At 62.5% G+C, this 21,273-nt stretch carries 28 protein-coding genes; 16 read left to right on the plus strand and 12 right to left on the minus strand.

What is annotated here, in order from left to right:
* Window positions 1-5 precede the first annotated feature (5 nt).
* Entirely contained in the window at window positions 6-1,703 is a 1,698-nt protein-coding gene (locus IF88_RS0100915) for a flavin monoamine oxidase family protein (RefSeq protein WP_030706416.1), read from the plus strand.
* A gap of 252 nt (window positions 1,704-1,955) precedes the next feature.
* Here IF88_RS0100915 and IF88_RS0100920 read toward each other — a convergent pair whose 3' ends face one another.
* The 3 genes from IF88_RS0100920 to IF88_RS46310 form a co-directional block, all read right to left on the minus strand.
* A complete protein-coding gene (locus IF88_RS0100920) occupies window positions 1,956-2,624 on the minus strand; it encodes a DUF5995 family protein (RefSeq protein WP_030706418.1) in 669 nt (222 codons plus the stop codon).
* Between the two features lie 76 nt (window positions 2,625-2,700).
* Window positions 2,701-3,936, minus strand: coding sequence for a uracil-xanthine permease family protein (locus IF88_RS0100925; RefSeq protein ID WP_420710890.1), 1,236 nt, complete (start codon window positions 3,934-3,936; stop codon window positions 2,701-2,703).
* A complete protein-coding gene (locus IF88_RS46310; protein WP_158754243.1) occupies window positions 3,906-4,310 on the minus strand; it encodes a hypothetical protein in 405 nt (134 codons plus the stop codon). The genes IF88_RS0100925 and IF88_RS46310 overlap by 31 nt, the downstream gene beginning before the upstream one ends.
* A 301-nt stretch (window positions 4,311-4,611) precedes the next feature.
* On the opposite strand from IF88_RS46310, the gene IF88_RS46315 reads away from it, so the two are divergent.
* The 15 genes from IF88_RS46315 (at window position 4,612) to IF88_RS0100985 (ending at window position 13,308) form a co-directional block, all read left to right on the plus strand.
* Window positions 4,612-4,821: a hypothetical protein gene (locus IF88_RS46315; RefSeq protein ID WP_158754245.1), complete on the plus strand. Its 210-nt coding sequence runs from the start codon at window positions 4,612-4,614 to the stop codon at window positions 4,819-4,821.
* 1,228 nt (window positions 4,822-6,049) lie between these two features.
* The gene (locus IF88_RS46320; RefSeq protein WP_158754247.1) at window positions 6,050-6,253 is read left to right on the plus strand and encodes a hypothetical protein; all 204 of its coding nucleotides are present in this window, start codon (window positions 6,050-6,052) and stop codon (window positions 6,251-6,253) included.
* A gap of 88 nt (window positions 6,254-6,341) precedes the next feature.
* On the plus strand, window positions 6,342-7,151 hold the full coding sequence (locus IF88_RS46325) for a hypothetical protein (protein WP_158754249.1): 810 nt from the start codon (window positions 6,342-6,344) through the stop codon (window positions 7,149-7,151).
* Window positions 7,152-7,248: 97 nt separating this feature from the next.
* Window positions 7,249-7,494 (plus strand): hypothetical protein, encoded by a 246-nt coding sequence (locus tag IF88_RS0100930; RefSeq protein ID WP_158754251.1) that lies wholly within the window; start codon window positions 7,249-7,251, stop codon window positions 7,492-7,494.
* A gap of 2 nt (window positions 7,495-7,496) precedes the next feature.
* A complete protein-coding gene (locus IF88_RS39895; protein WP_037805401.1) occupies window positions 7,497-7,688 on the plus strand; it encodes a hypothetical protein in 192 nt (63 codons plus the stop codon).
* A 35-nt stretch (window positions 7,689-7,723) separates the two neighbouring features.
* On the plus strand, window positions 7,724-7,948 hold the full coding sequence (locus IF88_RS0100940; protein WP_158754253.1) for a hypothetical protein: 225 nt from the start codon (window positions 7,724-7,726) through the stop codon (window positions 7,946-7,948).
* A gap of 13 nt (window positions 7,949-7,961) precedes the next feature.
* On the plus strand, window positions 7,962-8,297 hold the full coding sequence (locus IF88_RS46330) for a hypothetical protein (protein ID WP_158754255.1): 336 nt from the start codon (window positions 7,962-7,964) through the stop codon (window positions 8,295-8,297).
* A 220-nt stretch (window positions 8,298-8,517) separates the two neighbouring features.
* The gene (locus IF88_RS41875; RefSeq protein ID WP_051836229.1) at window positions 8,518-9,051 is read left to right on the plus strand and encodes an antirestriction protein ArdA; all 534 of its coding nucleotides are present in this window, start codon (window positions 8,518-8,520) and stop codon (window positions 9,049-9,051) included.
* 106 nt (window positions 9,052-9,157) lie between these two features.
* Window positions 9,158-9,391: a hypothetical protein gene (locus tag IF88_RS0100955; protein ID WP_030706430.1), complete on the plus strand. Its 234-nt coding sequence runs from the start codon at window positions 9,158-9,160 to the stop codon at window positions 9,389-9,391.
* Window positions 9,388-9,843 (plus strand): hypothetical protein, encoded by a 456-nt coding sequence (locus IF88_RS46335; RefSeq protein WP_158754256.1) that lies wholly within the window; start codon window positions 9,388-9,390, stop codon window positions 9,841-9,843. The genes IF88_RS0100955 and IF88_RS46335 overlap by 4 nt, the downstream gene beginning before the upstream one ends.
* A gap of 22 nt (window positions 9,844-9,865) precedes the next feature.
* Window positions 9,866-10,135, plus strand: a complete 270-nt coding sequence (locus tag IF88_RS0100960) for a hypothetical protein (protein ID WP_030706432.1) — start codon at window positions 9,866-9,868, stop codon at window positions 10,133-10,135.
* Window positions 10,136-10,382: 247 nt separating this feature from the next.
* Complete coding sequence (locus tag IF88_RS0100970) at window positions 10,383-10,715, plus strand: hypothetical protein (RefSeq protein WP_158754257.1); 333 nt, start codon at window positions 10,383-10,385, stop codon at window positions 10,713-10,715.
* Between the two features lie 110 nt (window positions 10,716-10,825).
* The gene (locus IF88_RS42750; protein WP_063754697.1) at window positions 10,826-11,584 is read left to right on the plus strand and encodes a histone-like nucleoid-structuring protein Lsr2; all 759 of its coding nucleotides are present in this window, start codon (window positions 10,826-10,828) and stop codon (window positions 11,582-11,584) included.
* Between the two features lie 77 nt (window positions 11,585-11,661).
* On the plus strand, window positions 11,662-11,844 hold the full coding sequence (locus IF88_RS46340; protein WP_158754258.1) for a hypothetical protein: 183 nt from the start codon (window positions 11,662-11,664) through the stop codon (window positions 11,842-11,844).
* A gap of 15 nt (window positions 11,845-11,859) precedes the next feature.
* Window positions 11,860-13,308 carry a hypothetical protein gene (locus IF88_RS0100985; protein ID WP_051836230.1) on the plus strand — a complete coding sequence of 483 codons (1,449 nt, stop codon included), beginning with the start codon at window positions 11,860-11,862 and terminating at the stop codon, window positions 13,306-13,308.
* A 194-nt stretch (window positions 13,309-13,502) separates the two neighbouring features.
* Here the strand turns inward: IF88_RS0100985 and IF88_RS0100990 are convergent, their stop codons facing one another.
* The 9 genes from IF88_RS0100990 to IF88_RS0101030 form a co-directional block, all read right to left on the minus strand.
* On the minus strand, window positions 13,503-13,793 hold the full coding sequence (locus tag IF88_RS0100990) for a hypothetical protein (protein ID WP_063754700.1): 291 nt from the start codon (window positions 13,791-13,793) through the stop codon (window positions 13,503-13,505).
* Window positions 13,783-15,105: a LysM peptidoglycan-binding domain-containing protein gene (locus IF88_RS42755; RefSeq protein ID WP_078892621.1), complete on the minus strand. Its 1,323-nt coding sequence runs from the start codon at window positions 15,103-15,105 to the stop codon at window positions 13,783-13,785. The genes IF88_RS0100990 and IF88_RS42755 overlap by 11 nt, the downstream gene beginning before the upstream one ends.
* 82 nt (window positions 15,106-15,187) lie before the next feature.
* Entirely contained in the window at window positions 15,188-15,469 is a 282-nt protein-coding gene (locus IF88_RS0101000; RefSeq protein ID WP_234323402.1) for a hypothetical protein, read from the minus strand.
* Window positions 15,466-16,035: a hypothetical protein gene (locus IF88_RS0101005; RefSeq protein WP_030706444.1), complete on the minus strand. Its 570-nt coding sequence runs from the start codon at window positions 16,033-16,035 to the stop codon at window positions 15,466-15,468. Before IF88_RS0101005 ends, IF88_RS0101000 begins: the two co-directional genes overlap by 4 nt.
* Window positions 16,036-16,875: a hypothetical protein gene (locus tag IF88_RS0101010; protein WP_030706446.1), complete on the minus strand. Its 840-nt coding sequence runs from the start codon at window positions 16,873-16,875 to the stop codon at window positions 16,036-16,038.
* A gap of 335 nt (window positions 16,876-17,210) precedes the next feature.
* Window positions 17,211-18,035, minus strand: a complete 825-nt coding sequence (locus IF88_RS46345) for a hypothetical protein (RefSeq protein WP_158754259.1) — start codon at window positions 18,033-18,035, stop codon at window positions 17,211-17,213.
* A gap of 13 nt (window positions 18,036-18,048) precedes the next feature.
* Window positions 18,049-18,816, minus strand: coding sequence for a hypothetical protein (locus IF88_RS41885; RefSeq protein ID WP_051836231.1), 768 nt, complete (start codon window positions 18,814-18,816; stop codon window positions 18,049-18,051).
* 12 nt (window positions 18,817-18,828) lie between these two features.
* On the minus strand, window positions 18,829-19,899 hold the full coding sequence (locus IF88_RS0101025) for a hypothetical protein (protein WP_051836233.1): 1,071 nt from the start codon (window positions 19,897-19,899) through the stop codon (window positions 18,829-18,831).
* Window positions 19,899-21,272, minus strand: coding sequence for a Gp37-like protein (locus IF88_RS0101030; protein ID WP_030706453.1), 1,374 nt, complete (start codon window positions 21,270-21,272; stop codon window positions 19,899-19,901). The genes IF88_RS0101025 and IF88_RS0101030 overlap by 1 nt, the downstream gene beginning before the upstream one ends.
* Window position 21,273: the final 1 nt, after the last annotated feature.

Genomic DNA, 21,273 nt, shown 5'->3' on the forward strand with positions numbered 1-21,273 from the left:
CCCCCATGACGTCCACGGTGCCCACCACCGCCGTCCCGCACAGCGACGGACAGCCGCCGATCACCATGTTCGGCCCGGACTTCCCGTACGCGTACGACGACTTCCTCGCCCACCCGGCGGGTCTCGGTCAGATACCCGCGACCGAACTCGGCACCGAGGTCGCCGTCATCGGCGGCGGGCTCTCCGGCATCATCTCGGCGTACGAGCTGATGAAGATGGGCCTCAAGCCCGTCGTCTACGAGGCCGACCAGATCGGCGGCCGGCTGCGCACCGTCGGCTTCGAGGGCGCCGGCACCGAGGAACTGACCGCGGAGATGGGCGCCATGCGCTTCCCGCCGTCCTCCACGGCCCTCCAGCACTACATCGACCTCGTCGGCCTGGTGACGGAGCCCTTCCCGAACCCGCTCGCCGAGTCCACCCCCTCGACGGTCGTCGACCTCAAGGGCGAGACGCACTACGCCGAGACCATCGCGGACCTCCCGCAGATCTACCGCGACGTGTCCGCCGCGTGGAACGCCTGCCTCGACGAGGGCGCCGACTTCTCCGACATGAACACCGCGATGCGCGAGCGGGACGTCCCGCGCATCCGCGAGATCTGGGCCAAGCTCGTCGAGAAGCTCGACGACGAGACCTTCTACGGTTTCCTCTGCAAGTCGGAGGCCTTCAAGTCCTTCCGCAAGCGCGAGATCTTCGGCCAGGTCGGCTTCGGCACGGGCGGCTGGGACACCGACTTCCCGAACTCCATCCTGGAGATCCTGCGCGTCGTCTACACCGAGGCCGACGACCACCACCGCGGCATCGTGGGCGGCTCGCAGCAGCTGCCGCTGCGCCTGTGGGAGCGCGAGCCCGAGAAGATCGTGCACTGGGCCCAGGGCACCTCGCTGTCCTCCCTGCACGACGGCACCCCGCGCCCGGCGGTCACCCGCCTGCACCGCACGGCCGGCAACCGCATCACGGTCACCGACTCCTCCGGCGACATCCGCACGTACCGTGCCGCGATCTTCACGGCCCAGTCGTGGATGCTGCTGTCGCAGATCGAGTGCGACGACACGCTGTTCCCGATCGACCACTGGACGGCGATCGAGCGCACCCACTACATGGAGTCGTCCAAGCTGTTCGTCCCCGTCGACCGGCCGTTCTGGCTCGACAAGGACGAGGAGACGGGCCGCGACGTCATGTCGATGACCCTCACCGACCGCATGACCCGCGGCACCTACCTGCTGGACAACGGCCCCGACAAGCCCGCCGTCATCTGCCTTTCGTACACCTGGTGCGATGACAGCCTGAAGTGGCTGCCGCTGTCCGCGAACGAGCGGATGGAGGTCATGCTGAAGTCCCTCGGCGAGATCTACCCGAAGGTCGACATCCGCCGCCACATCATCGGCAACCCGGTCACCGTGTCCTGGGAGAACGAGCCCTACTTCATGGGCGCGTTCAAGGCCAACCTGCCGGGCCACTACCGCTACCAGCGCCGCCTGTTCACTCACTTCATGCAGGACCGCCTCCCCGAGGACAAGCGCGGCATCTTCCTCGCGGGCGACGACATCTCCTGGACGGCCGGCTGGGCCGAGGGTGCGGTCCAGACCGCCCTCAACGCCGTCTGGGGCGTCATGCACCACCTCGGCGGCTCCACGGACGCCACCAACCCGGGCCCGGGCGACGTCTACGACGAGATCGCCCCGGTCGAACTCCCGGAGGACTGACCCCTCCCGGCCCCTGATCACGGGCCGCCGCCCCGCGCACGTCAGCACGCGGGCCGGCGGCCCGTTCTCATGCCCGGGGCGCCGCAGGCCCGCCATGATCGACAGAACCACTTGCACGCCCTGCGACGGCCGCATCACACTCGGTTCGGGCGACTTGTTCGAGGTCTCTGCACCATTCGAGGTCTCCGCACCAGAGGTCACAGATGAAAGGTGCGCCCGTTCGAGGACACGCGGTGAGCCGCGGCGGGGCCGTCAGCTGGGGTACACCGCGGCCGGCTTCGGGGCCGTCGGCGTCAGCAGGCAGCGGCCCACCAGGCCCACGCCCGCGTCGAGGGAGGCCGTGAACTCCTCGGCCAGTTCGGGGGAGCGCCGCAGGGTCCACAGGAGGCGGGCCGTTGCCCAGGCGCCGGCCCGGGCGCGCTCCAGGCTCCACGAGCCGATCAGGTGGGTCAGCGGGTCGGCGATCTCCAGCAGGTCCGGGCCCGGCATCAGGTCCTCCCGGATGTGCTCCTCCAGCGAGACCAGCGTGTCGCCGACCCGGTCGAAGTCCGCCTCCAGCGCCCGCGGTTCGCAGTCCAGCTCGCCGCACGTGGCCACCACGGCGAGCGCCAGGTCGTGCCCGATGTGGGCGTTGATCCCGGCCAGCGCGTGCTGGAGCGGGCGGATCCCGGGGTGGCGGCGGTACTGGAGGAGCGGGCGCCAGCAGGCCGGGGCCCGGTCCGCCTCCACCGCCGTCAGGTACCGCTCCGCGAACCGCACGCTGAGGGTCGCCGCCCGCCGGGGAGCCGGGAAACACCCGTGCTCGATCCGATGGTGCAGGGTCTCCGTCACCGTCAGGTAGACCCGGTTGAAGACGGCGACACCGTCCTGCGGCGGCAGCCGCTCGTCCAGGGCGCGCATCCGCGCCAGCACCGCTTCCATGGGAGGCAGAGTCGCAGGCGCCGACGCGGAACCGGGGAACTTGGCCGTACGCTTCCCCGGTTCGGGCGAAACCCCGTCAACGGGGCTTGTCCTCCGCCTCCCCGCCGTCGTCGTAGGCGGAAGTGCCCGCGTCGAGCAGGGGCTCCTGCGGCTTCAGGTGCGCGGGGGCGAAGCAGCGCAGCGCGTGATAGCCCCCTATCACCACGATCGTGCCCAGCGCGATGCCGCCCAGCTCGAAGGTGTCGGTGATCTGGAGCTTCACCCCGCCGATGCCGATGATGATGCCCGCCGCGGCGGGCACCAGGTTCAGCGGATTGCGCAGGTCCACCCCGCCGTTGATCCAGATCTGGGCGCCGAGCAGGCCGATCATCCCGTACAGGATCACGGTGATGCCGCCGAGCACGCCGCCCGGGATCGCGGCGACGACCGCGCCGAACTTGGGGCACAGGCCGAAGAGCAGCGCGAATCCGGCCGCCGCCCAGTAGGCGGCCGTGGAGTAGACCCGGGTGGCCGCCATGACGCCGATGTTCTCGGAGTACGTGGTGTTCGGCGGGCCGCCGACCGCCGTGGACAGCATCGACGCGGCGCCGTCCGCCGCGATGGCCGTGCCCAGCTTGTCGTCGAGGGGGTCGCCGGTCATCTCGCCCACGGCCTTGATGTGCCCCGCGTTCTCGGCGATCAGGGCGATCACCACGGGCAGCGCGATGAGGATGGCCGACCACTCGAAGGACGGCCCGTGGAAGGACGGCAGGCCGATCCAGTCGGCCTTCGCGACCCCGGAGAGGTCCAGGCGCCAGTGGTCCACGGCCGCCTCCCCGCCCACCGTCGAGTGGATCTTCCCGAAGAGCAGGTCGGAGAGCCAGGAGACCGTGTACCCGAAGACCAGCCCCAGGAAGATCGCGATGCGCGACCAGAAGCCGCGCAGGCAGACCACGGCGAACCCGGTGAACAGCATGGTCAGCAACGCCGTCCACTGGTCCTGCGGCCAGTACGTCGACGCCGTCACCGGAGCCAGGTTGAAGCCGATCAGCATCACCACCGCACCCGTCACGATGGGCGGCATCGCCGTGTGGATGACGCGTGCCCCGAAGCGCTGGACGGCCAGCCCGGCCAGGAACAGCGCCACGCCGACGACGAACACGGAGCCCGTGACGACCGCACTGTCCCCGCCCGACGCCCGGATCGCCGCCGCGACACCGACGAAGGACAGCGAGCAGCCCAGGTAGGAGGGGACCCGGCCGCGCGTCGCGAGGAGGAAGATCACCGTCGCGACGCCGGACATCATGATGGCCAGGTTCGGGTCCAGGCCCATGAGGACCGGTGCGACGAATGTGGCTCCGACAGTACATCATGAGAGGTCGGGAGAGGCAGAGACACCCACTCACCTGCGGAAACGTCGCCTAGACGCTCCTGCTCGGGGTCCGTGACAGCCTCCAAGATCCCCCTGGAGAGGCCCGAACCGTCCCCCGCGAGGAGCCTCATCACATGCTCGAACTCTTGAGGGGTCAGCCGCACCGCAACCTCGTCCTGGGCGCCTTCCTCGACCTTGGAAGCCCCCTCAGCACCTCGCCATGCCGCGATGTTGGCGAGCGTGTTCAGCAGGAACACGTCTGCCGCGCTGCGCTCCTCACAGGCCGGCTGCGGGAGAGACCTACCACCTATCGTCATGGGTTCACCGAGTTCCATAGCCCGATGTTAGCCAAAGATGATCTTTGCGAGAAGGGTTTCGATACTCACGAGGCTCAACTTTGTATCAACGTTCGTGTGGCAGTTAGTTCATTCATTCATGGGTGATGCTTCAACCTCCACCCCCGCTTCGGGGCGGGGTGGGGATACGAGCTGGGTGACCATCTCGGCGCGGGTCTCGCGCCTCCCCGGCTGTTCGGGGGTATGTAACCCCCTCACAAGAAATGTCGGTGTCTCAAGGGCTCTGCATGGACACCGAAACAACCCAATGAGACCTAGATCACCTTGATAAGGTGTCGACATGGATGACCGGATCAAGATCGATGAAGATGGAAAAGCCTGGGTGAACCTCGGAAGGGTCCATCAGGACACCTTCGGAAGGTGGCAAGCGACCGTGAATATCGGGGGAGTTGAGAAATCGCGCCCGTGTGCGTCGAAGAGAGAAGGGGAGACGTTGATTCACGATCTACTCGCCACGGCGATCCTGGGATTCGGGCTGCGTAAACAGTAAGGGGGGTCGAAGGGGACAGAGAGGCGCCGGCAGGCGCCTCTCTTGCTTCCGCGGTTAGTTAGTTCATACCCGTACACGATGGGAGGAAGGCACCCCTGGTGGGTCCTTTGAATGAATGCACAGGTATTACCCCCATATGTATATGTGTGTGCGTGCGCGTGAGTTAGTTCATTCATTAGGCGGCGAGCGAATGCGCAATACCTCTGGCGACATTCCAACTAGCGGCCAATATCTCCTGAGAATGCATGAACTAACTGTAATCGGTAAGTATTCGAGCACATCCGGAGCGTTACGAGATACGCACTCCGCGCGCAGTGTCGTTACGTATCGATATGGAGTGGCGAATGTCATATTCTATTGACGCGCTAGCACACGAAGGAATGCGCTAGAGGGCAGTAGAGATGTGTATTGCGTCACTATGGGGCACGGGCTTCTAGGTAAGCGCATTGTGTAGGAAGTGGCTAGAGGGTAAGGCCATGCATTGTGGTGTCTCCACATAGACAGGCCGCATCCACTATGCATCTATCGCCTTATTTATGTGACGGTAATCATTCGTTTCACTATTGACATTGAGCCTGTTGTGTGGTTTCGCGTGCGTCTCCTTTGATAACAAGGTCTCGGAGCCTATTGATACAAACAGTGATACATAACGTTGACGCGTGCGTGAGGTGGACAGTCGAGTTGGAGTGTGACAGTGTTCTTCTTGTCAGCGAGACACCGACCGGAAAGGCCAACCGAGACCCACCCGCCAAGCGGGGATGTGGATACGGAGCCTGAATCTGAATCCGGGCGTCAGGGCCGCGACAGGAGCGCTAGAACGGCTCCCAAAGGCAGTACGGACCACAACCTAGGTACTAGGAATAGGTCCCTGTGTAAGAGCCCCTGGGGCTTACAGGGAAACCGACTAGGAACATCACATAGGCCACACCCGGCGAAGCGAATAACCGGGATGAACCTAGAGCGCCCGTCCCTATATCTGCATGTGTTGCAGCGTGGTTCGGAGTACGTCATAGGAGAGTGAGCGGATAGCGGGATGTGATCGCCCCGGCATGGATAGATCAATGCACTACTGAGATTGACTCTCACACACCCAATCGATACGACGTATCCAGCGCACAGGACCAAAGCCATGAGCAACGGCCCGCAGTGCGTCTCTAAGCGTCTGAGAGTGGATGTGTGGGGGTGAGTGACAGTAAGGCACTCAGAACAAGCGAGAGGGGCATGCAGGATGCGCGACAGGGCCGTACTCATGCTGTGTGTGTTCATGTTCTCCACCCTGACCTTCATGGGGGGATATCTGTATGCAGAAACAGCGATTCAGGCTGATGTGGTAGCGACGTACAACGATGGCTTCACGGATGCCCTGTGTCGACCGTCGGGAGAGCGCATCGAAGATGGCATGGGTAACGCATGCCTGACTGGTGACGAGTGATCTAGGGCGCCTTAGTCAGGCTCACAAGTTGGAATGTGAGACTGGCTATGGCTCGCTAGCTCGTAGCGAGGAAAACAAGGGAGCAACCATGGGAAAGATTGCGGACGACTCGCCCCGTAAGGGCTTTCGCATCAGCCGATTCGCCCGTGAGTATGCCGAGCGTTCGCCGCACACCTATGGTGGCGGGGAGTTCGGAATGTATGGCATGTGGGACATGCGCGACAGCGCGGAAGGTCTCACTGTAGCCAAGGGGTTCGGACTTATCGAAGACTCGGACGGGTCACCCCTGTCTGATTGGAATTCGGGGGGCTACTACAACTGCGACTGTCGAGAGAATGTAATCAGGGTCAACGCGGAGGCCGCGCACGCTGCCTTTGACGCGGCCGGAGTCGAGCATTGGGACTGGCGCGGCCTGGTTGCCTTCGATGCTGGCGACATCCGAGGACTAAGGATTGCCCGCCAGATATCCAACAAGTTGGCCGGGTATCCCATTCTCGATGATGAGCGACTGTCCGAACTGGAGTGGGACGGTGCGTGCGCGATGATTGCGGACCAATATACCTTGCCCACGGGTGTTGAGCCTGGGGACGTCATCAACAATATGCCTGAGGTCCCGCATTGCTCTAACTGCTCATCATGCGACGCAGAAGATGCGATGGGGTATCTCGGGTATCAGAAGTGCTTGCACTGTGATGAGTGGTTGAAGACGGAAAAGGTTAGTGCGCTCTGCTGGGGTTGCACAGAGGATTACGCCGAAGGCGACTGTGATTGCTTGAGTGTCTACGTCGACACGCTCAAGCATTCCGGATCGTATGGAAGCGTCGCAGAAGTGAAAGTCATGATGCGGGCTTGCGTCAAGTGCTCCAGGGCTCGCTACCCCTACCGAATGGCTGCATAGCTGATGGCCTTTAGTCGGGCCCGCAAGTTGGAATGTGACATGCGGGCGCGGCTATGGACTCTCAGGCAGGCGAGAGTGCGAACGAAAGGGTAAGTCAATGAAGACAACTCACCTGAATCAGATGGACCGCGAAAAGCTGACCTACGGGAAGCGGGTGCAGGTGCGACTTCCGTACTGCGAGTACAGCCGTCGTCAGGCTGGTACCTATCGCGGGTTGATTCAGTATGTGAAGGGTGACCATGTTGGAATCTATGTGCCCATGAAGGGGCGCAGTGAGGCGGCTGGATTCCTGACAGGTGCGGCACGTATGGACGAAACCGGTACGTGGATTGAGGGCCGCTGATCATGAAGACGTACGCAGTTGAATATGTCCAGCAGGTGACATATCGATTTGAGGTCGAGGCGGAAAGCGAGGAAGAGGCCACCGAAGCGGCCTGGGACTTCTGGGAGGCCCTTCCTGTATCCGAGGAGCACCGCTATTACGACGATGCCGACGAGCGATACATAAACGACGTGACCTTGAAGGACGGTGCGTGATGCGCGTTGGTTCGCAGCGGCCCTACACCGTAGTCATGGATTGGGAATCGGATTGGTGGGAGGAGGGGGCGGATAAGGTCCGCGCCACCGGTGGACATGACGACCCGGTGGTCTTCCATGTCTGGGCTGAAAATGCCTGCGATGCGAGTGACCTCGCAGATGAAGAGGCGGACTCCTCGCTCGGCAAGAGTATCGCGACCTACCTGAAACACATCGCAATCATGCACGGCCATGCACCGCTCGTACGAGATGGAGAGTAAGACAGTGACACTGATGCACCAGGAACCCCAGGCCGGCCGTGGGACAGCTCTCGAAGCGCTCGCGCCTTCAATCGTGAAAGTGGGCAAGCATGCGGGAACGCTTCGGGCTGGAGTTCACAAGACGGTCTACGTCTGGACTCGGGAAGATATCTCGACGGCGGTGAACGCTGGCGTGGATCTCGTTGCGGAAGAGCTGGCCGGATCAGAACGTGATCAGGACCTGATGAACATGGTCGTAAATGCGGTCCTGCACGTCCTCGAAAATCCGAACGCGTCGCTTGATGAAGTGATCCGGGAGAACTACGAGGAAGAGCCCGAAGAGGTTCGCTCGTGGTGGTCGGGATGGTAACCCCCGCAAGCGTTCAAATCGGTATGCCAGTCAGGTACCGGTCGATGTTCGGACACAAACTCGCCGGAACGATCCGGGGAGTCATTTACGGCGCACCCAAAATGAAACGCGACAACATTACGCACGTGGTCATTCAGGGCTCGTACGATACGGCGCCTGTAGAGCGCTCGCACGATATGAACGTGATCCCACTCAAGGATGTTTGGAAGGTCCGCTAACCATGCACCAGATTTACGCCGCCTGTCTCGCGTCTTACAACAACGGAATCCTTCACGGCGAATGGATCGATGCCACCCAAGACCCGGACTCAATCGGTCACGAGATTCAGCTCATGTTGGACGCCTCGCCGATACCGGGGGCGGAAGAGTTTGCGATACATGACTACGACGATTTCGGGGGCCTGGAACTCGGCGAGTACGAGTCCTTGGAAGATCTGCACTTGATTGCGCTCGCTCTGGATGACTTCCCGGCCGTGATTGTCCGCCACTTCCATGGGGACGTCGATGTCGCCGACCTCTACGAGACGTGCCAAGACCGGTTCATCGGAACGGTCACAGAAGAGATTGGGCCGGAAGAGAACGCATACGCCGCGTACATCCTGGCGGAGGAAGACCACTTCTGGGATGAGCTTCCGAAGCAGTATCACAGTCACATGCGGGCTATCGCAGTCAGTGAGGCCGAGGAACGGCTGATCTGTGGTGAGACTGCGCTCTACGAGGGTGCGGGTACCTGGCACTTCGTCCGGGACTACTGAGGCATAGCGGCTGGAAGTCAGGGGCTCAAGTTGGAATGTGAGCCCCTGGTTTCGAGTCTCTAATGACTCACTTCGAAGCAGGGAAGGAACTTACACAGTGGGACGCATGAAGGCGTATGAGGGTGACCGCGCAGCGGTGCGCGAGGAAGCGGAAGAGGCTGCGCACCAGCCGACGCACGATGACCGCATGGCTCACATGGAGGTGGTCTGGGGAATGTGTGGCATAGCCGCGAACGGCTACCACTGCCCGCCTGCCGTGGCTGAAATGCTGGTGAAGGAAGCGGTGTCCGCCTTCCTCGACTCCCGGACCGCGCTCATTCTCGATGGGGTCGCCGCATGAACTTCTTCGCCCCCGACCGTCGAATGTGTGACGTTTGTTGCGTCGCGCTGAATCAGCATGTGGGGACGGTCTTCCGCGATGTGTCCTTCCGCCACCCGGATTGGCAGGGGGTCACCTGGGATCACGATCCGGCACCTGTTCCCGTCGACCCTGAACGGCTGGCCGAGATCTGCGACTTCTGCTCTGCCGGTACCACGGCGGCCATCTTCGAGACACGAAAAGCAATCGTGATGATCCAGGGACCCAACACACATGTGTTCTCCGAGCCGTGGGCGGCGTGTGAGCGATGCGCCGTACACATCCGAAGGCGGACGCTTCATCTGTTGCTGGATCGCGTGGTGGCCGTCCTCCCCGGCACGTCCAACCGTCCGGAACGTCGAGCGCGACGCGCTGAGTTGAAGGCGCTCTACGTGAAGTTCTTCGCTGCCGATCCGGTCGAACTGGAGCGATGAAGTGCGACCGACTGAACAAACAGTGATCCGTAACGCTGCCGACTCCTGGCGAGCTTCCGCCCCCGGATCGAAGAAGTGGGTCTATGACACCAACGGCCGTGCCTACTTGGTCGAGGCCGACTTGTCGGAACGACTCGACTCGCTTTGTTGGGCCATGAGGTTCGTGGACGACTGGCGGGTGTACTACCCCGAGAGTCACGCGGCATGGGCCAAGGCCAGCGCCGAGGCCGGCCGTTCCCTGGACCCTGAGCACTGGCACCACGAGTGGACGAAGGCAGGTAAGCCCGAATGATCACGCCCACGGTGCTTGTGCAGTGGTACGGGATTCTCGTACACGGCCCCGATGTCTACACAGGCGAGATGGTATGCGGGCACGTCGTAGGCGGCACGGTCCGCCACATGAAAGACGAGCATCAAGCTCGGATCATGACGCTCGCAATCCGGACGCCTCGCACCTACCACGATGACGGAACCATTTTGACCGGTGGTCACGAGCATTCCATTCCCATGCGGGAAGTACGCAAGGGGAGGCCGCAGTGATGGAGGCCGCAGCCGAAAACGTGGTCCTGGTCGAGTCGCTTCGTGCGGCGGTCCCGCTGCACATGACGCAGCTCGCCTCTCGATCGCCGGAGGAGTTGATCCGCATCGCGGCGGAGTCCGCCACGATCGTCGGGTCACATGGCGACGTATTGCAGTTCCGGTCGACCAAGCGCGGACAGACGGCGAAGGCGTTCAACGCGCTCGCCCGAGGGCTGGCCGCTGGTGCCCTGGTCGCCTGGGGCGGTGCCACCTTCGCGGGCCTGCACTGGTGCACAGTCCGCCACTGCCCCGGCCCTGATGCCGAACACCCCAACCCAGTCCAAGGAAAGTAAGAGGAGAAGTACGGCTAACCGGCTTCGGTGGCTTTGATGAGGGCCCGGCTTCGGCCGGGCCCTTCGTCATGGCTGATCGAAACACGATCGGACGAACAGAGGGACACACCATGGCCACGAAGCAGATCACGACCTACATAGACGACCTTGACGGCACCGAGACCACCAACCCCTACGAGATCCGAACGGTGTTCTTCGGGATCGACGGGACGTTGTACGAGATCGACCTGACCGACGCGAACGCGGACACGCTCCGGGAACTGCTCGCCCCGTACAAGGGGGCCGCACGGCGCGTGGAGCACCACCAGGCCCAGGCCGGCCGTCCCGCGGCCCGCCCTTCCGCTCGTGAAGGTGACGCCCTGGACGCGAAGGCCGTCCGGGCCTGGGCCAAGACGCAGGGGTACACGCTGTCCAACCGGGGGCGCATCCCTCTGGACGTGCAGCAGGCGTACAGGACGACCCTGGCCGGTGGCCAGGCGTCGCAGCCGAACGGCATCGAGCGTGAGGTAACGGCATCTGATGCTGTCGACCTGATCGTGAGCGAGGAGGAGGCGGCCAACCACTACAAGGAGCTGCCCGTTCCTGCCGGGCGAGAGAAGAACTGGGCGAAGCGTGAGGGCTCCGGGTGCGAGCGGACGCACAAGATCGCAGAGATGACGCTCATGGAGCGAATCGACGCCCTTACACCTTTCAACCTCAACGTACTTGGCCAGCTCGCCGGAGACATCCCGGTCAAGAACGGAAAGATCAAGGGGATCGGAACCTCGGGCGCGAGGCTCCTGAACTTCGAGTTCATCGACGGCGATGACTTCATCACGCCCTTCGGCCGGTACGCGTACGGCGTTCGCGTACAGAGGGACAACGCATAACCAACCGATGGTTTTTGGTCAAAGGTCGTCCGAAAGGACGGCCTTTTGGCCATGGTCTATCGGTCATAGGAGGACGCATGGCGCGGAAAGTGGTCGAAGCGGTCGTTTGTGACGCCTGCTCAGTTAAAGGGAGAGAGCAAATAGGGGTGATCGAGCTTGCTATAGGCTCGGTGAGCTACGACCTGTGCCAGGAGCACGGCGATAAGTTCGCGGCCTACTTCGAGGATCTGTTCGGTTCTGTCGCGGCCGTCGCGGCTTAGGGGAGAGAAGTAAAAGTGACCACGTTCAAGGCGATGCAGTACGGCCCCCTGGGCAAGGCAGTCGCAGCGGCAATGCCGCACTCGGAGGCGGACCCGATCGGTGTGTACGCCGCCACGCTGTCTCTCTGGTCCGCTGCGGTGGCCGGCAAGGTATTCCAGCCGTCAGGCCGGCCGACCGTCTTCTGGTCGGCGCTTGTAGGCCGGACAAGGGTGGGACGCAAGGGCTTCGCGCTCGCTACAGCGCGAGCGGTCCTGGACCCCTCCATCGGAAGCTTCCTCGGTACCCGGATGCGCAAGGGCATCAGCAGCGGGCCGTCCCTGGTGACGGCCCTCTTCGAGGTCGAGCAGGAGTCCCTTACCTCGGAGGAGGGCAGGGACGGGCGGGTAATGATCGCGGAAGGCGAATGGGCTTCCGTCCTCAAGAGGGCTAATCGCGATGCGACCTACCATGACCAGTTGATCAACGCCTGGGATGGCGAAGCGGTCGTCAACACGACCAAGGGCAAGGGCGGCAAGCGCGAGGAGCAGAGGATCGACGTACCCCTTCTCGGCTACCACGTGCACATTCAGCCGGGTCGATGGGCGCCCCTGGTCAAGCCCGAATTTGCTCTCGGTGGTGCCTTCAACCGCATCCCACACTTCGTGGTGTCCCAGTCGAAGTCTCTGCCTTCGAGCGTCAAGAGGCCGCTCGACGCCGTGAAGGAGACGCCGGCCCTCACCCGGGCCTACCGCTGGGCACGGGAAAAGGCTCGCGAGATGGAGCTGTCTCCGGAAGCGGCCGATCGGCATGACGCATATCGGAAGGCGTTCGATGCGCGCATGGCGTCCCTGCCCGAGGCGGTCTCGTGCTTCTTCGAGCGCGGCGACGAGAACCTTCTGCGGATTGCCTGTCTCCTGGTGGCCGCCGAACGCAAGACGGTGATCTCCGTCAAGGCGTGGGAGGCTGCGGAGGCCATGATCGAGTACTCGATGGCGTGCACGGAACAGCTCGTCAACGAATCGCAGCAGGGCACCGGGAGGCAGATGAAGTCTGTCGAGCAGATCATTCGAGAGTCGCTGACCCGCTATGGGGGTGAGGCGACGCGGACCCTGATCCTGCGGTCCCTCGGTACGCGAGGTAACGCCGATTCGATGGAGGCCGCCATCGAGGCGATGCCTGATGTCGTCATGGAGAAGCGAGCGGGTTCCGCCAAGGGGGGTCCGAAGCCCGTGGTGGTGAGGTTCGTGGACGCGACGCGCGAGCATGAGCGGCCAGCCGTCCAGCAGGCCCAGGAGCAGACGGAGGCGGAGGAGCGGCCCAAGCTGACCGTAGTCCCGCCGCAGCGGAAGACCGCTGCTACACCGCCACCCTCCACGAAGGCGAGCGAGCCGGCACGGAGGACGGCCCCGCGGAAGGCAGCCGCGAAGAAGGCGGTCGAACCTCCGAAGGAGGAGGGCGCTAACCCGCTTGCTGGGCTCCTGTGAGTCCGGACCAGATGCCACAGAAGCGGCCCGCACGCATCGTGCAGGGCCGCTTTTCCATGTTGGTCAGGAAGTGGTCCGATGGTAAGTGGAAGGACTGACCGTCTGACCAAATAAAAAAGGCCGGGACCCCTGACGGGGTCCCGGCCTTTTTTGCTATCCATTTTGTACCAACCTATGTACCACGGTTAGTTAGTTCATTCTCGATCGAGGAGAGGTGCCTTCGAGGTGCTGGGCGAGACTGCAAGTCCCGCCTCGTAGAGGGCGAGTCGAAGGTGTGCGGCGGAGGCGGATTCCTCGGGGGAGGGCTCGAAGAGTGCGGTCTCCGTCTTACGGTCCTCGACGCGCTGTGCGACCTCGGCACCACCGAGCAGTGCGAGCGAGAACGGGATCAGTGCCTCCCAGGGGATGTCCGGGAACTGGATTACCAGCCACGGAGTGAGGGCGGCCAGGGCGCCAAGCAGGCGCACGACGTGCTTACGGAACATGGGTGACCTCCGGGGTCGGGATGACGAGCTGGGGGACAACGGGGACGTCTGTGGGCTTGGAGACCTCGGGATGGACCGGAGCTGGCACGTCCGGCTTCGGCTCCTTCGGCTTGGCCTCGACATCCGGCTTCGGCTTTTCCGAAGGCTTCGGATCGGGCTTGGGGGTCACCTTGTCGAGCTTCTCGGAGACTTCGCTGAGCTTGTCCTTGACCTCTCGGAGCTCGCGCTCAATTCGTGCCAAACGGTCATCCTGCGAGGGCTTCTGAATCGCAGGCGCAACAGGCTTCGAGGGGCGGGCATACTCACGGGTCTTCGGTTCCTTCACTGCGATCGGGGTGGCAGCGTGCTTGCCTGCCTGGACCTTCACCTTCTGGCCGGGGTAGATCAGATGCGGGTTGGCGGCCAGGCCCTCGTTCCAGCTCGTGAGCTGGGCCAGGCTCACGCCAAACCGCTCGGCGATCGAGGAGAGTGAGTCACCCTTGGTAACCGTGTAGGTGCCCCCACTGGCCGGAGGCGTGGAAGGCTCCGGCTTCTGCGGAGGCACGGTCGGCTTCTCGGTCGGCTTCTCGGTCGGGGTGGGCGTAGCGGGCTTCGCCGGAACGTTGATCTCCTGGTCCGGGTACACCACGTCCGGGTTCTTGATGTCCGGGTTGGCTGCAAGGAGGGCCGCCAGGGAGACACCGAGCAGGGCTGCTACGGCCCCGAGAGTCTGCCCCTTGCTCACCTTGTACTTGCCGCTCGGGACACCAGTGGAGCCGCCCGAGTCGGAGGCCGGCGTCGAAGCGGTAGCCGCGTACGCGAAGCCAGGCTTGCCCTTCTTCGAGGGGTCCGCGGTGACGATGCCCTCGCTGTACTGCGGTAGACCGTAGCCGTGGACGTAGGAATCTCGGCGAAGACGCTTGCGGGCCATGACGCCGTTGCCGTTCGCGTCGTTGGAGAGGCTGGTGTTGCCCTCGTAGGTGTAGATGTAGGTGTCGTCGTACGCGTAGCAAAGTCCGGTGTGCGTACTGCCCGAGGTGCCGTAAATGACCTGGGCCCCCACAGCGGGATACTCACTCCAGCGGGACCGCTGCTTGAACCACTCCATCGCGGTCCAGACGCTAGCGGTACGGGGAAAGAGACTGGCGACGCCAGCCTTCATGGCAACCCAACTCGTCCAAGTTGCGCACCAAGGCTGATAGTTCGACCATTCAAGGCCCGGGACCTGTGGGGAGTACTTCTGGTGCCCCGAGGGCCGTTCACCGGCTGCGCGTTCCGCGCGGTAGCCGACCTCGTTCTTCGCTATGGATAGAACCTGCGTGACCTGACTCATGTTTCCGCCTTTCGGGCATGAAAAAAGGGCTCGCCCTGATGGGCGGCCCTATGCGTGAACTAACCAGCAGCGGTTAGTTAGTTCATTCGTTTCGGCGCAGAACGACCAGCCGTTCGGGATCGATCGCGGTGAGTATCTGGATGAGCCGGGCGTTCTCCTGCTCGATCCGCTTGAGGCGGTCCTTGATCTCGGTCAGGTCCAGCTCTAGCCGGTCTCCGCGGGCTTTCTGCGCTTCGGCCTCGGCCTTCCAAACTTCGGCGGTCTTGGCTTCCTTCGTGGCTCGCACGACAACGAAGCCGCCGACGATGGTGGCGAGGATGCCGCATAGGCCGAAGGTATTGAGAATGAGTGTGGTGGTGTTCAACCTGCCAACCCCTTTGCGTCGGGAGCGATTTGAACCGCAGCGAAGGAGTTCATGGAAGAGCTCTTGTTCTCGGAGGCGGCCTTGGTCCACTCGCCACCCCAGCCGGCCACGCGGACGGACACGAAAGAGCCCTCGATGAGGTGGACCAAACCGGAGCAATTTATACTCAAGTAGGAACCGATAATCTTCGTGCTGTTCAGGGCCTTGAGCACGTCATTCGTGCTGTCGTCCTGTGGGGCTTGAACGGTGACCACACTGTCGAGCATCGCGGACTTCTTGCCGTCCATGTCGCTCGGCGGGCGAAAGGTCAGGTTGGATGCGATGAAATAAGTGCCAGTCGACGGGCAACGGAACTTGGCCATATTTGGAGACGTCCAACCCTGCCTCTGGAAGTCCCAGGTGTCCCACTTAGCTTCGGTTCTGGCGGAGAAGTTGGCCAGAGAATCCAGACCCTTCACGCGGAAGGCGCTGGGACTGGTCAGTTGCTGATTGTTCACGTAGGTGTACGGATTGATGTCCACCGCCGACAGGAGTTGCCGGGAGGACCAGGAAGGGTAAGTGAGCATTTAGGCCCCCATGTAGACGGCTCCCAAGGTGCTGATTCGACCGTCGCCGTCCCCGCTCACCCAGCGGGTATTTGCCCCCCAGCCGTAGAAGCGGACGTTCAACACTTCGCCGGCCGTCAGGTAGACAAGGTCGTCCACGGCAACGGAACAGTCCTGGTTGATGCGGGTCGTACTATTCTGGGAAAGGATTCGGGCTTCATCGCTATTCCCGTATATCTTGAACTGAAAGCCGTAAGACGCAGCTTCCGTGCCATCCGCGTGTTTCGCTGAACAGAAGAAGTGGATCAGATACATCCCCGAGTAGGGGACTGTGATTGCGGTTTGGTCCGCATATCCGTCGGTGAGCCGTTGCAGCACGAAACCCGGATCGTTGGCGTACATTCCGGACCAGGAGAGGGCAACCTTCTCCTGGCCGGATGCGACATTGAAGGACGTGCCTCGGGCCGTGAAGCGTGGTCTGTTCTCTAGGTGGGCAAAGACATCGCGGCTTGTCTCGTTCATGTCCGAGACGCTTACAACCCTGTCGTCCTTCCACGCGGACAGCGAGGGAGGCTTGACGGCCGGCTGTGCCCAGCCGTTGTCGCTCGGGCTGATCATGAAAGCATTGAAATTGGCGTCGTAGTTGTTAGCGGCGATTCCCCATGTGCCCGTAGCTCCTGAGTCAAGATAGATCTGCGCGCGAACAGAGCTTCCCTTGGTGAAGTATTCGGTCACGCTGACGCGGATGGTTGTGTAGCCGTTGGCCTGCTGATGCTGGTACGTCGTATGAGCGATGACTCCGGTAGCGCCCTGCCCGGTCGAACCCTCCGCGGTGATGTAGGCATTCAGGTTCTCTCCCACGTTGCGGACAGTGTTCCCCCACACCGAGGCGTTGAAGGTGACGTGGTAGACGCCATCTTCGGGTATTCGGTATCGGATATTGTCGCCACTGGTAAATCCGTTTAGGTTATGTCGAGAACTGTCCCAGGTGACATCCCGACGCTGGCCCGCCATGAGGGCCTGATTCGGCGGAACTCCACCAGGGAATGAGCTTCCAACGCTAACGCCACGGGCCGAGAAGTACGGCATCTTGGCGTAGTACTTCTGCGGCAACGTCAGGCGGGCATTCAGTAGGGAGGGGCTGGGAATCTCTCGGGACTGCCACTTCGTGAGAGTCGGTTTAGGCATAGTTCACCTCACTGGAGATACGTAGTCTTGCCGAGTACAGAAGCCGCTGCGTCGCCCAGGATCCAAGTTGGGAGGCCGTCATCAGCCCCGGGAATCTTGATGGTGACTACCGCTGCGGCCGGCACTGTCGTATCGAGTTTTGCGGTGCCTACGCTTGCCCCTGAACCCGGTGTGTCAGCCGCGTGGACTCGTATCTGATTCTCGCCGAACTTTCCCCCGATGGAATGGCGCGAAATCAGACCCTCCGGGAACTGAACTGTAGAAAGATTCTTGGACTCGGAAATGACAGTGAAGAGAGATGTATTTCCGCGAGGAGAGTTCATCGGAACTTCGAATACGTTCTTGTATTCCTTGATCTCTTGTAGGGGGGTGACAGGAAGATTCATTGTGCTCGCGAACCGGTATACATAATTGACGACCGTCGAGTCACCCCCCGCAGGGATGCGCCACCTGACTGACTCGCCGTCGCTCAACTCCCGTGGCCCGTCGTACCGGAAAACCACGCAGGCGATCCAGGACCCAGTTGCCAGCCGTTTCGTCTGCGGTATGGACAGGGTGGGGTTCAGGAGCTGCGGCATATCGTTCCTGGCGACGCAGATGGATACCACCAAGTCCCCAAGGCGGACGCCTGTGGGGAGCTTGTACGTCCGATACTCACTGTCCTCCTTGGGTGCCCCGTTGGCTGCCTGGAAGGACGGATACTGAACTGGATCCGGGTACTTGAACATCCACGCTTGTCCGTCCCAGACCTTCACCGCGGGCTTGTCGGTCCATTTGGACCCGTCCCACATCTTCTTCGTACCCTCGCGCCAGGCTGTACCGGTCCACTGCATTACGCGGTTGTAGTTAGACGCCATAGGAAACCCAAACGTCACCGGGTCGGAGCGTGATTCCCAGCGTGGCGGGATCAGCAGGACCGGAGAATACGCGGGCGTCGCCTACATTCGGAGCCTGAACCGGTGAGGCGGAAATCAAGGCGCCGCTGGTTCGGATGTCACCGTTCTTCATGACTCGGAGCGTGGAAGGTGTGCTCCCGTTCAAGGTGATCAACGGCTTGGCGTCGGTCATGTTGGTACTGTTAATGACCAGTGCAGTGTTATCGCTGAATGGATCAAGGTAGAGAGCGCCACTGGACTTGAGGCTCGTGCCTATCTTTCCGTCACGATTCATGCGGATTACGTCGTTGGTGCCGGCGGGTACATCAACGTTGAACAGTGCATCAGATGGGATCGTCCGACAGTCATTTCGGCCGGTCTTTAGTACGGCCTGATCCAGAAGCTCACGTGCGTAGGCGCGGTCGCCGTGAGGGTCGGCATTCGGCAACAGGTGCGATCGGAAGCGCAGGCCGACGTTGTTGGCGGTCAGCATGGTGCGGCCCTTGCCGAAGTCAACCCAGAGCTGTTCGGTTCCGTCAGGCCCCTGGAACTGAGGAATCATGCCGCGCTCGTCGGAGAGGAGGCCGTCCAGGGGCTCGTCGTTGGGGCCTAGGACGTCCTTGACGGGGTCGGGGTCGGTGGCGGTCAGGTATACCCGGCCGGGGAGGTTGGGAAGTCGGGAACCAGCCTCGTCTTCTGCGACGTCAGCCGAGGTACCGCCGAAGTAGTTGCGTGCCATCGGATCTCCTGGTTAGGCGAGTCCCTGCGTTTCGTAGACGCCGGAGAAGAGGATGTATGAATTTCGGGGGAACACCCGCAGATAGTCAAGTCCCTCATGGAGATACTTGGGATTCTGATAGAGGATTCGTGCGACGTTGGTACGGTTGCCCCCCCACGTGTAGCCGCGGAGGTCAACGAAGTTGGGCATTCCCGCGTCGTATCCGCCGTTCGTCATCTGTCCCGACAGAACTTGGCCGATGTCGCCGTGAAACGGCATGGGAAGCGTGAAAGATATGCAGTCGTCCTGGGCGTTGTTCCAGAAATCGGTTGCCGTGCTGTTGGCGATGTCGACGGAGTACCAGATCGTATTGGGGGCGATCCACCTCCACCGCCCTCGCGCCTGGAGTTTGTCATCCGTGCTGACGCGAGTATTGAGGATCTTGGGCGTGTAGGTCTTCGTCGCTCCAAGGTCCCGGGTCACGGTGTATCCGTCCGAGCCGTTGAATGCCTCGTACTGGTTCTTCGGGTCCAGGCATCGGATGAAGGTGCCCTGTGGCTGGTGGTAGGCGACGGACTGAGCAGGGGCGACCGAGGCAGCGTCGTCGCCAGTCATATAGGGGTGGACCGGCTCTGCGACGGGGTTGCCGCCCCCGCCCTTCGGAACGCGGATGACGTACAGGGGGAGTTCCCATTCGCCGCCCGGCTGTCGGGCCGGCTTCGGGATCTTCGGAGAGGTGGACTCGGCGCCGCGTCGGACAGCGAGGTTCACCGCCCCCTTCGCCAGGTCTGCGCGGAGGACAAGGAGGTCGACGCGGGCCTTGTCCTTGGACAGGTTGCTGTCGATGCGGATCGCGGCCGGGGCGTCCAGCTTGTAATAGAAGCCGCCCACGAATGCCTCGCCCGGCTGCACGGTGATCGTGTTCACGTCGGTCACGCGAGCGTAGAACGGCATGGCCTCGGGCACCAGGTTGCTTGAGGTCAGCAACATGTTGATCCGGTCGCCAGACCACATCGAGGCCATGCTTTGCCAGTCGTTCTGGGTGACGGCGGTACGGCCACCGCCCGCGGCATCCTTTTCGAAGGGGTAACTGGTCTCCGTCATTACAGTCTCGCTTCCAGCTTGCGCAGCTTCTCTCGAAGCTCGCTCACATGCTTGTAGAGGTTGAGCGGTTCACCCGTTCCCTGTTCACCGATCTTCGGCGTAACGGTCGAGACGCGACCGCCGTCCTCAACGGTGATGGTTACCTCTCGCACCACATCGACATAGGTCTCTCCGTCGATATCGACGCTGACCTTGTCTCCCAGGTAGTAGTCCCGTCCGAACCTGCATTGCGGGGTTTCGATGGGATATACCTGAAAGTTGCCGTTCTTCTGGTTTTCCTTGAACACGCCATCAGCTGCGGACTTGATGGAGTCCAGGTAGTGCTTCACGGCTGTGGGTTTGTCCTTCCACGGCTTCCCATCCGGGTCTGTGCCGAGGTCTTCCTTGCCGTCCGTGAGCTTCGTGACGAGCTCGGGCCCGCCGTCCTTGCCTGTCTTTAGCGGTACGTCGCGCCGGTCTACGAACTGCTCGATGACGAAGCCCCACTCCCGCTCGTCCGCGGTGAGGTCGTTCACCCACAGCGGCCGACCGTCGTCGTCCAGCGCGGACTTCTCCGGGAACTGCTTGATGAAGCGCTCCTGGCCCTCGCCCTGGCAGGCGACGACCACCCGCGTTACGCGGGGCGCCGTCAGGGTCGCGATGTACTCGCGCAGGTTCCCCAGCTCGGGTGAGAAGCGGACGTCCATCGACTTGTCGGCAGGGGCGAAGACGGTTAGTTCGATCTTTCGTGTGTCCGGGTTCCAGAGGAACTGGTAGGCGATCTCGCCTTCTTTGGTCCAGTTCTCCGCGAGGGTGCCGATCGAGTCGTAGCGGAGGGTCCCACCGATCGGCTTGCCGACCTTCGGGGGGAGGCCGGCCGTGGTGGGCTTCGGGCCCATGTCCACCCCGGGGACCCTGCGGCCGGGCAGGCCGCGGTTGCCGAAGGCGAAGTCGTACTCGACCCACAACGCCTGACCCGCCTCGAACCCGTAGGTCCGGCGGTCCTCTCCCTTCCACTGCTGGTCGACGGGCAGTACCTTGCGGGCGTCGCCCTCGCCAGTGGTGCCAGGAAGGGCAAGGTATCCGTAGGGAACCTTGTTGTCGCATTTCCCGCCGACGTAGACGGACCCAACTCCGGTGTGCTGTTCGGTCGTCCAGTACTTCTGGAAGGTTTCGATCTGTCCGGAGAAGATTGGCTTGTCGGGGCGCTCGTCCATCCAGACGGCGATCCCCCCGCCCTTCTCCAGGAGCTTCGCCTGTGGAGTCTCATCGCGTACGAGGAGCTGCCAGGAGCCGGCCCGGTTCAAACGGAGGACCAGGTCCATCTTCATCCATGTGTCCAGCTCGCCTATCCGGTTCAGGTTCCTGTCGCGTACCTCAATGCGGTATCCCATG

Origin of the sequence: Streptomyces sp. NRRL F-2580 (genome assembly GCF_000720115.1) — a bacterium.
GTDB lineage: Bacteria > Actinomycetota > Actinomycetes > Streptomycetales > Streptomycetaceae > Streptomyces.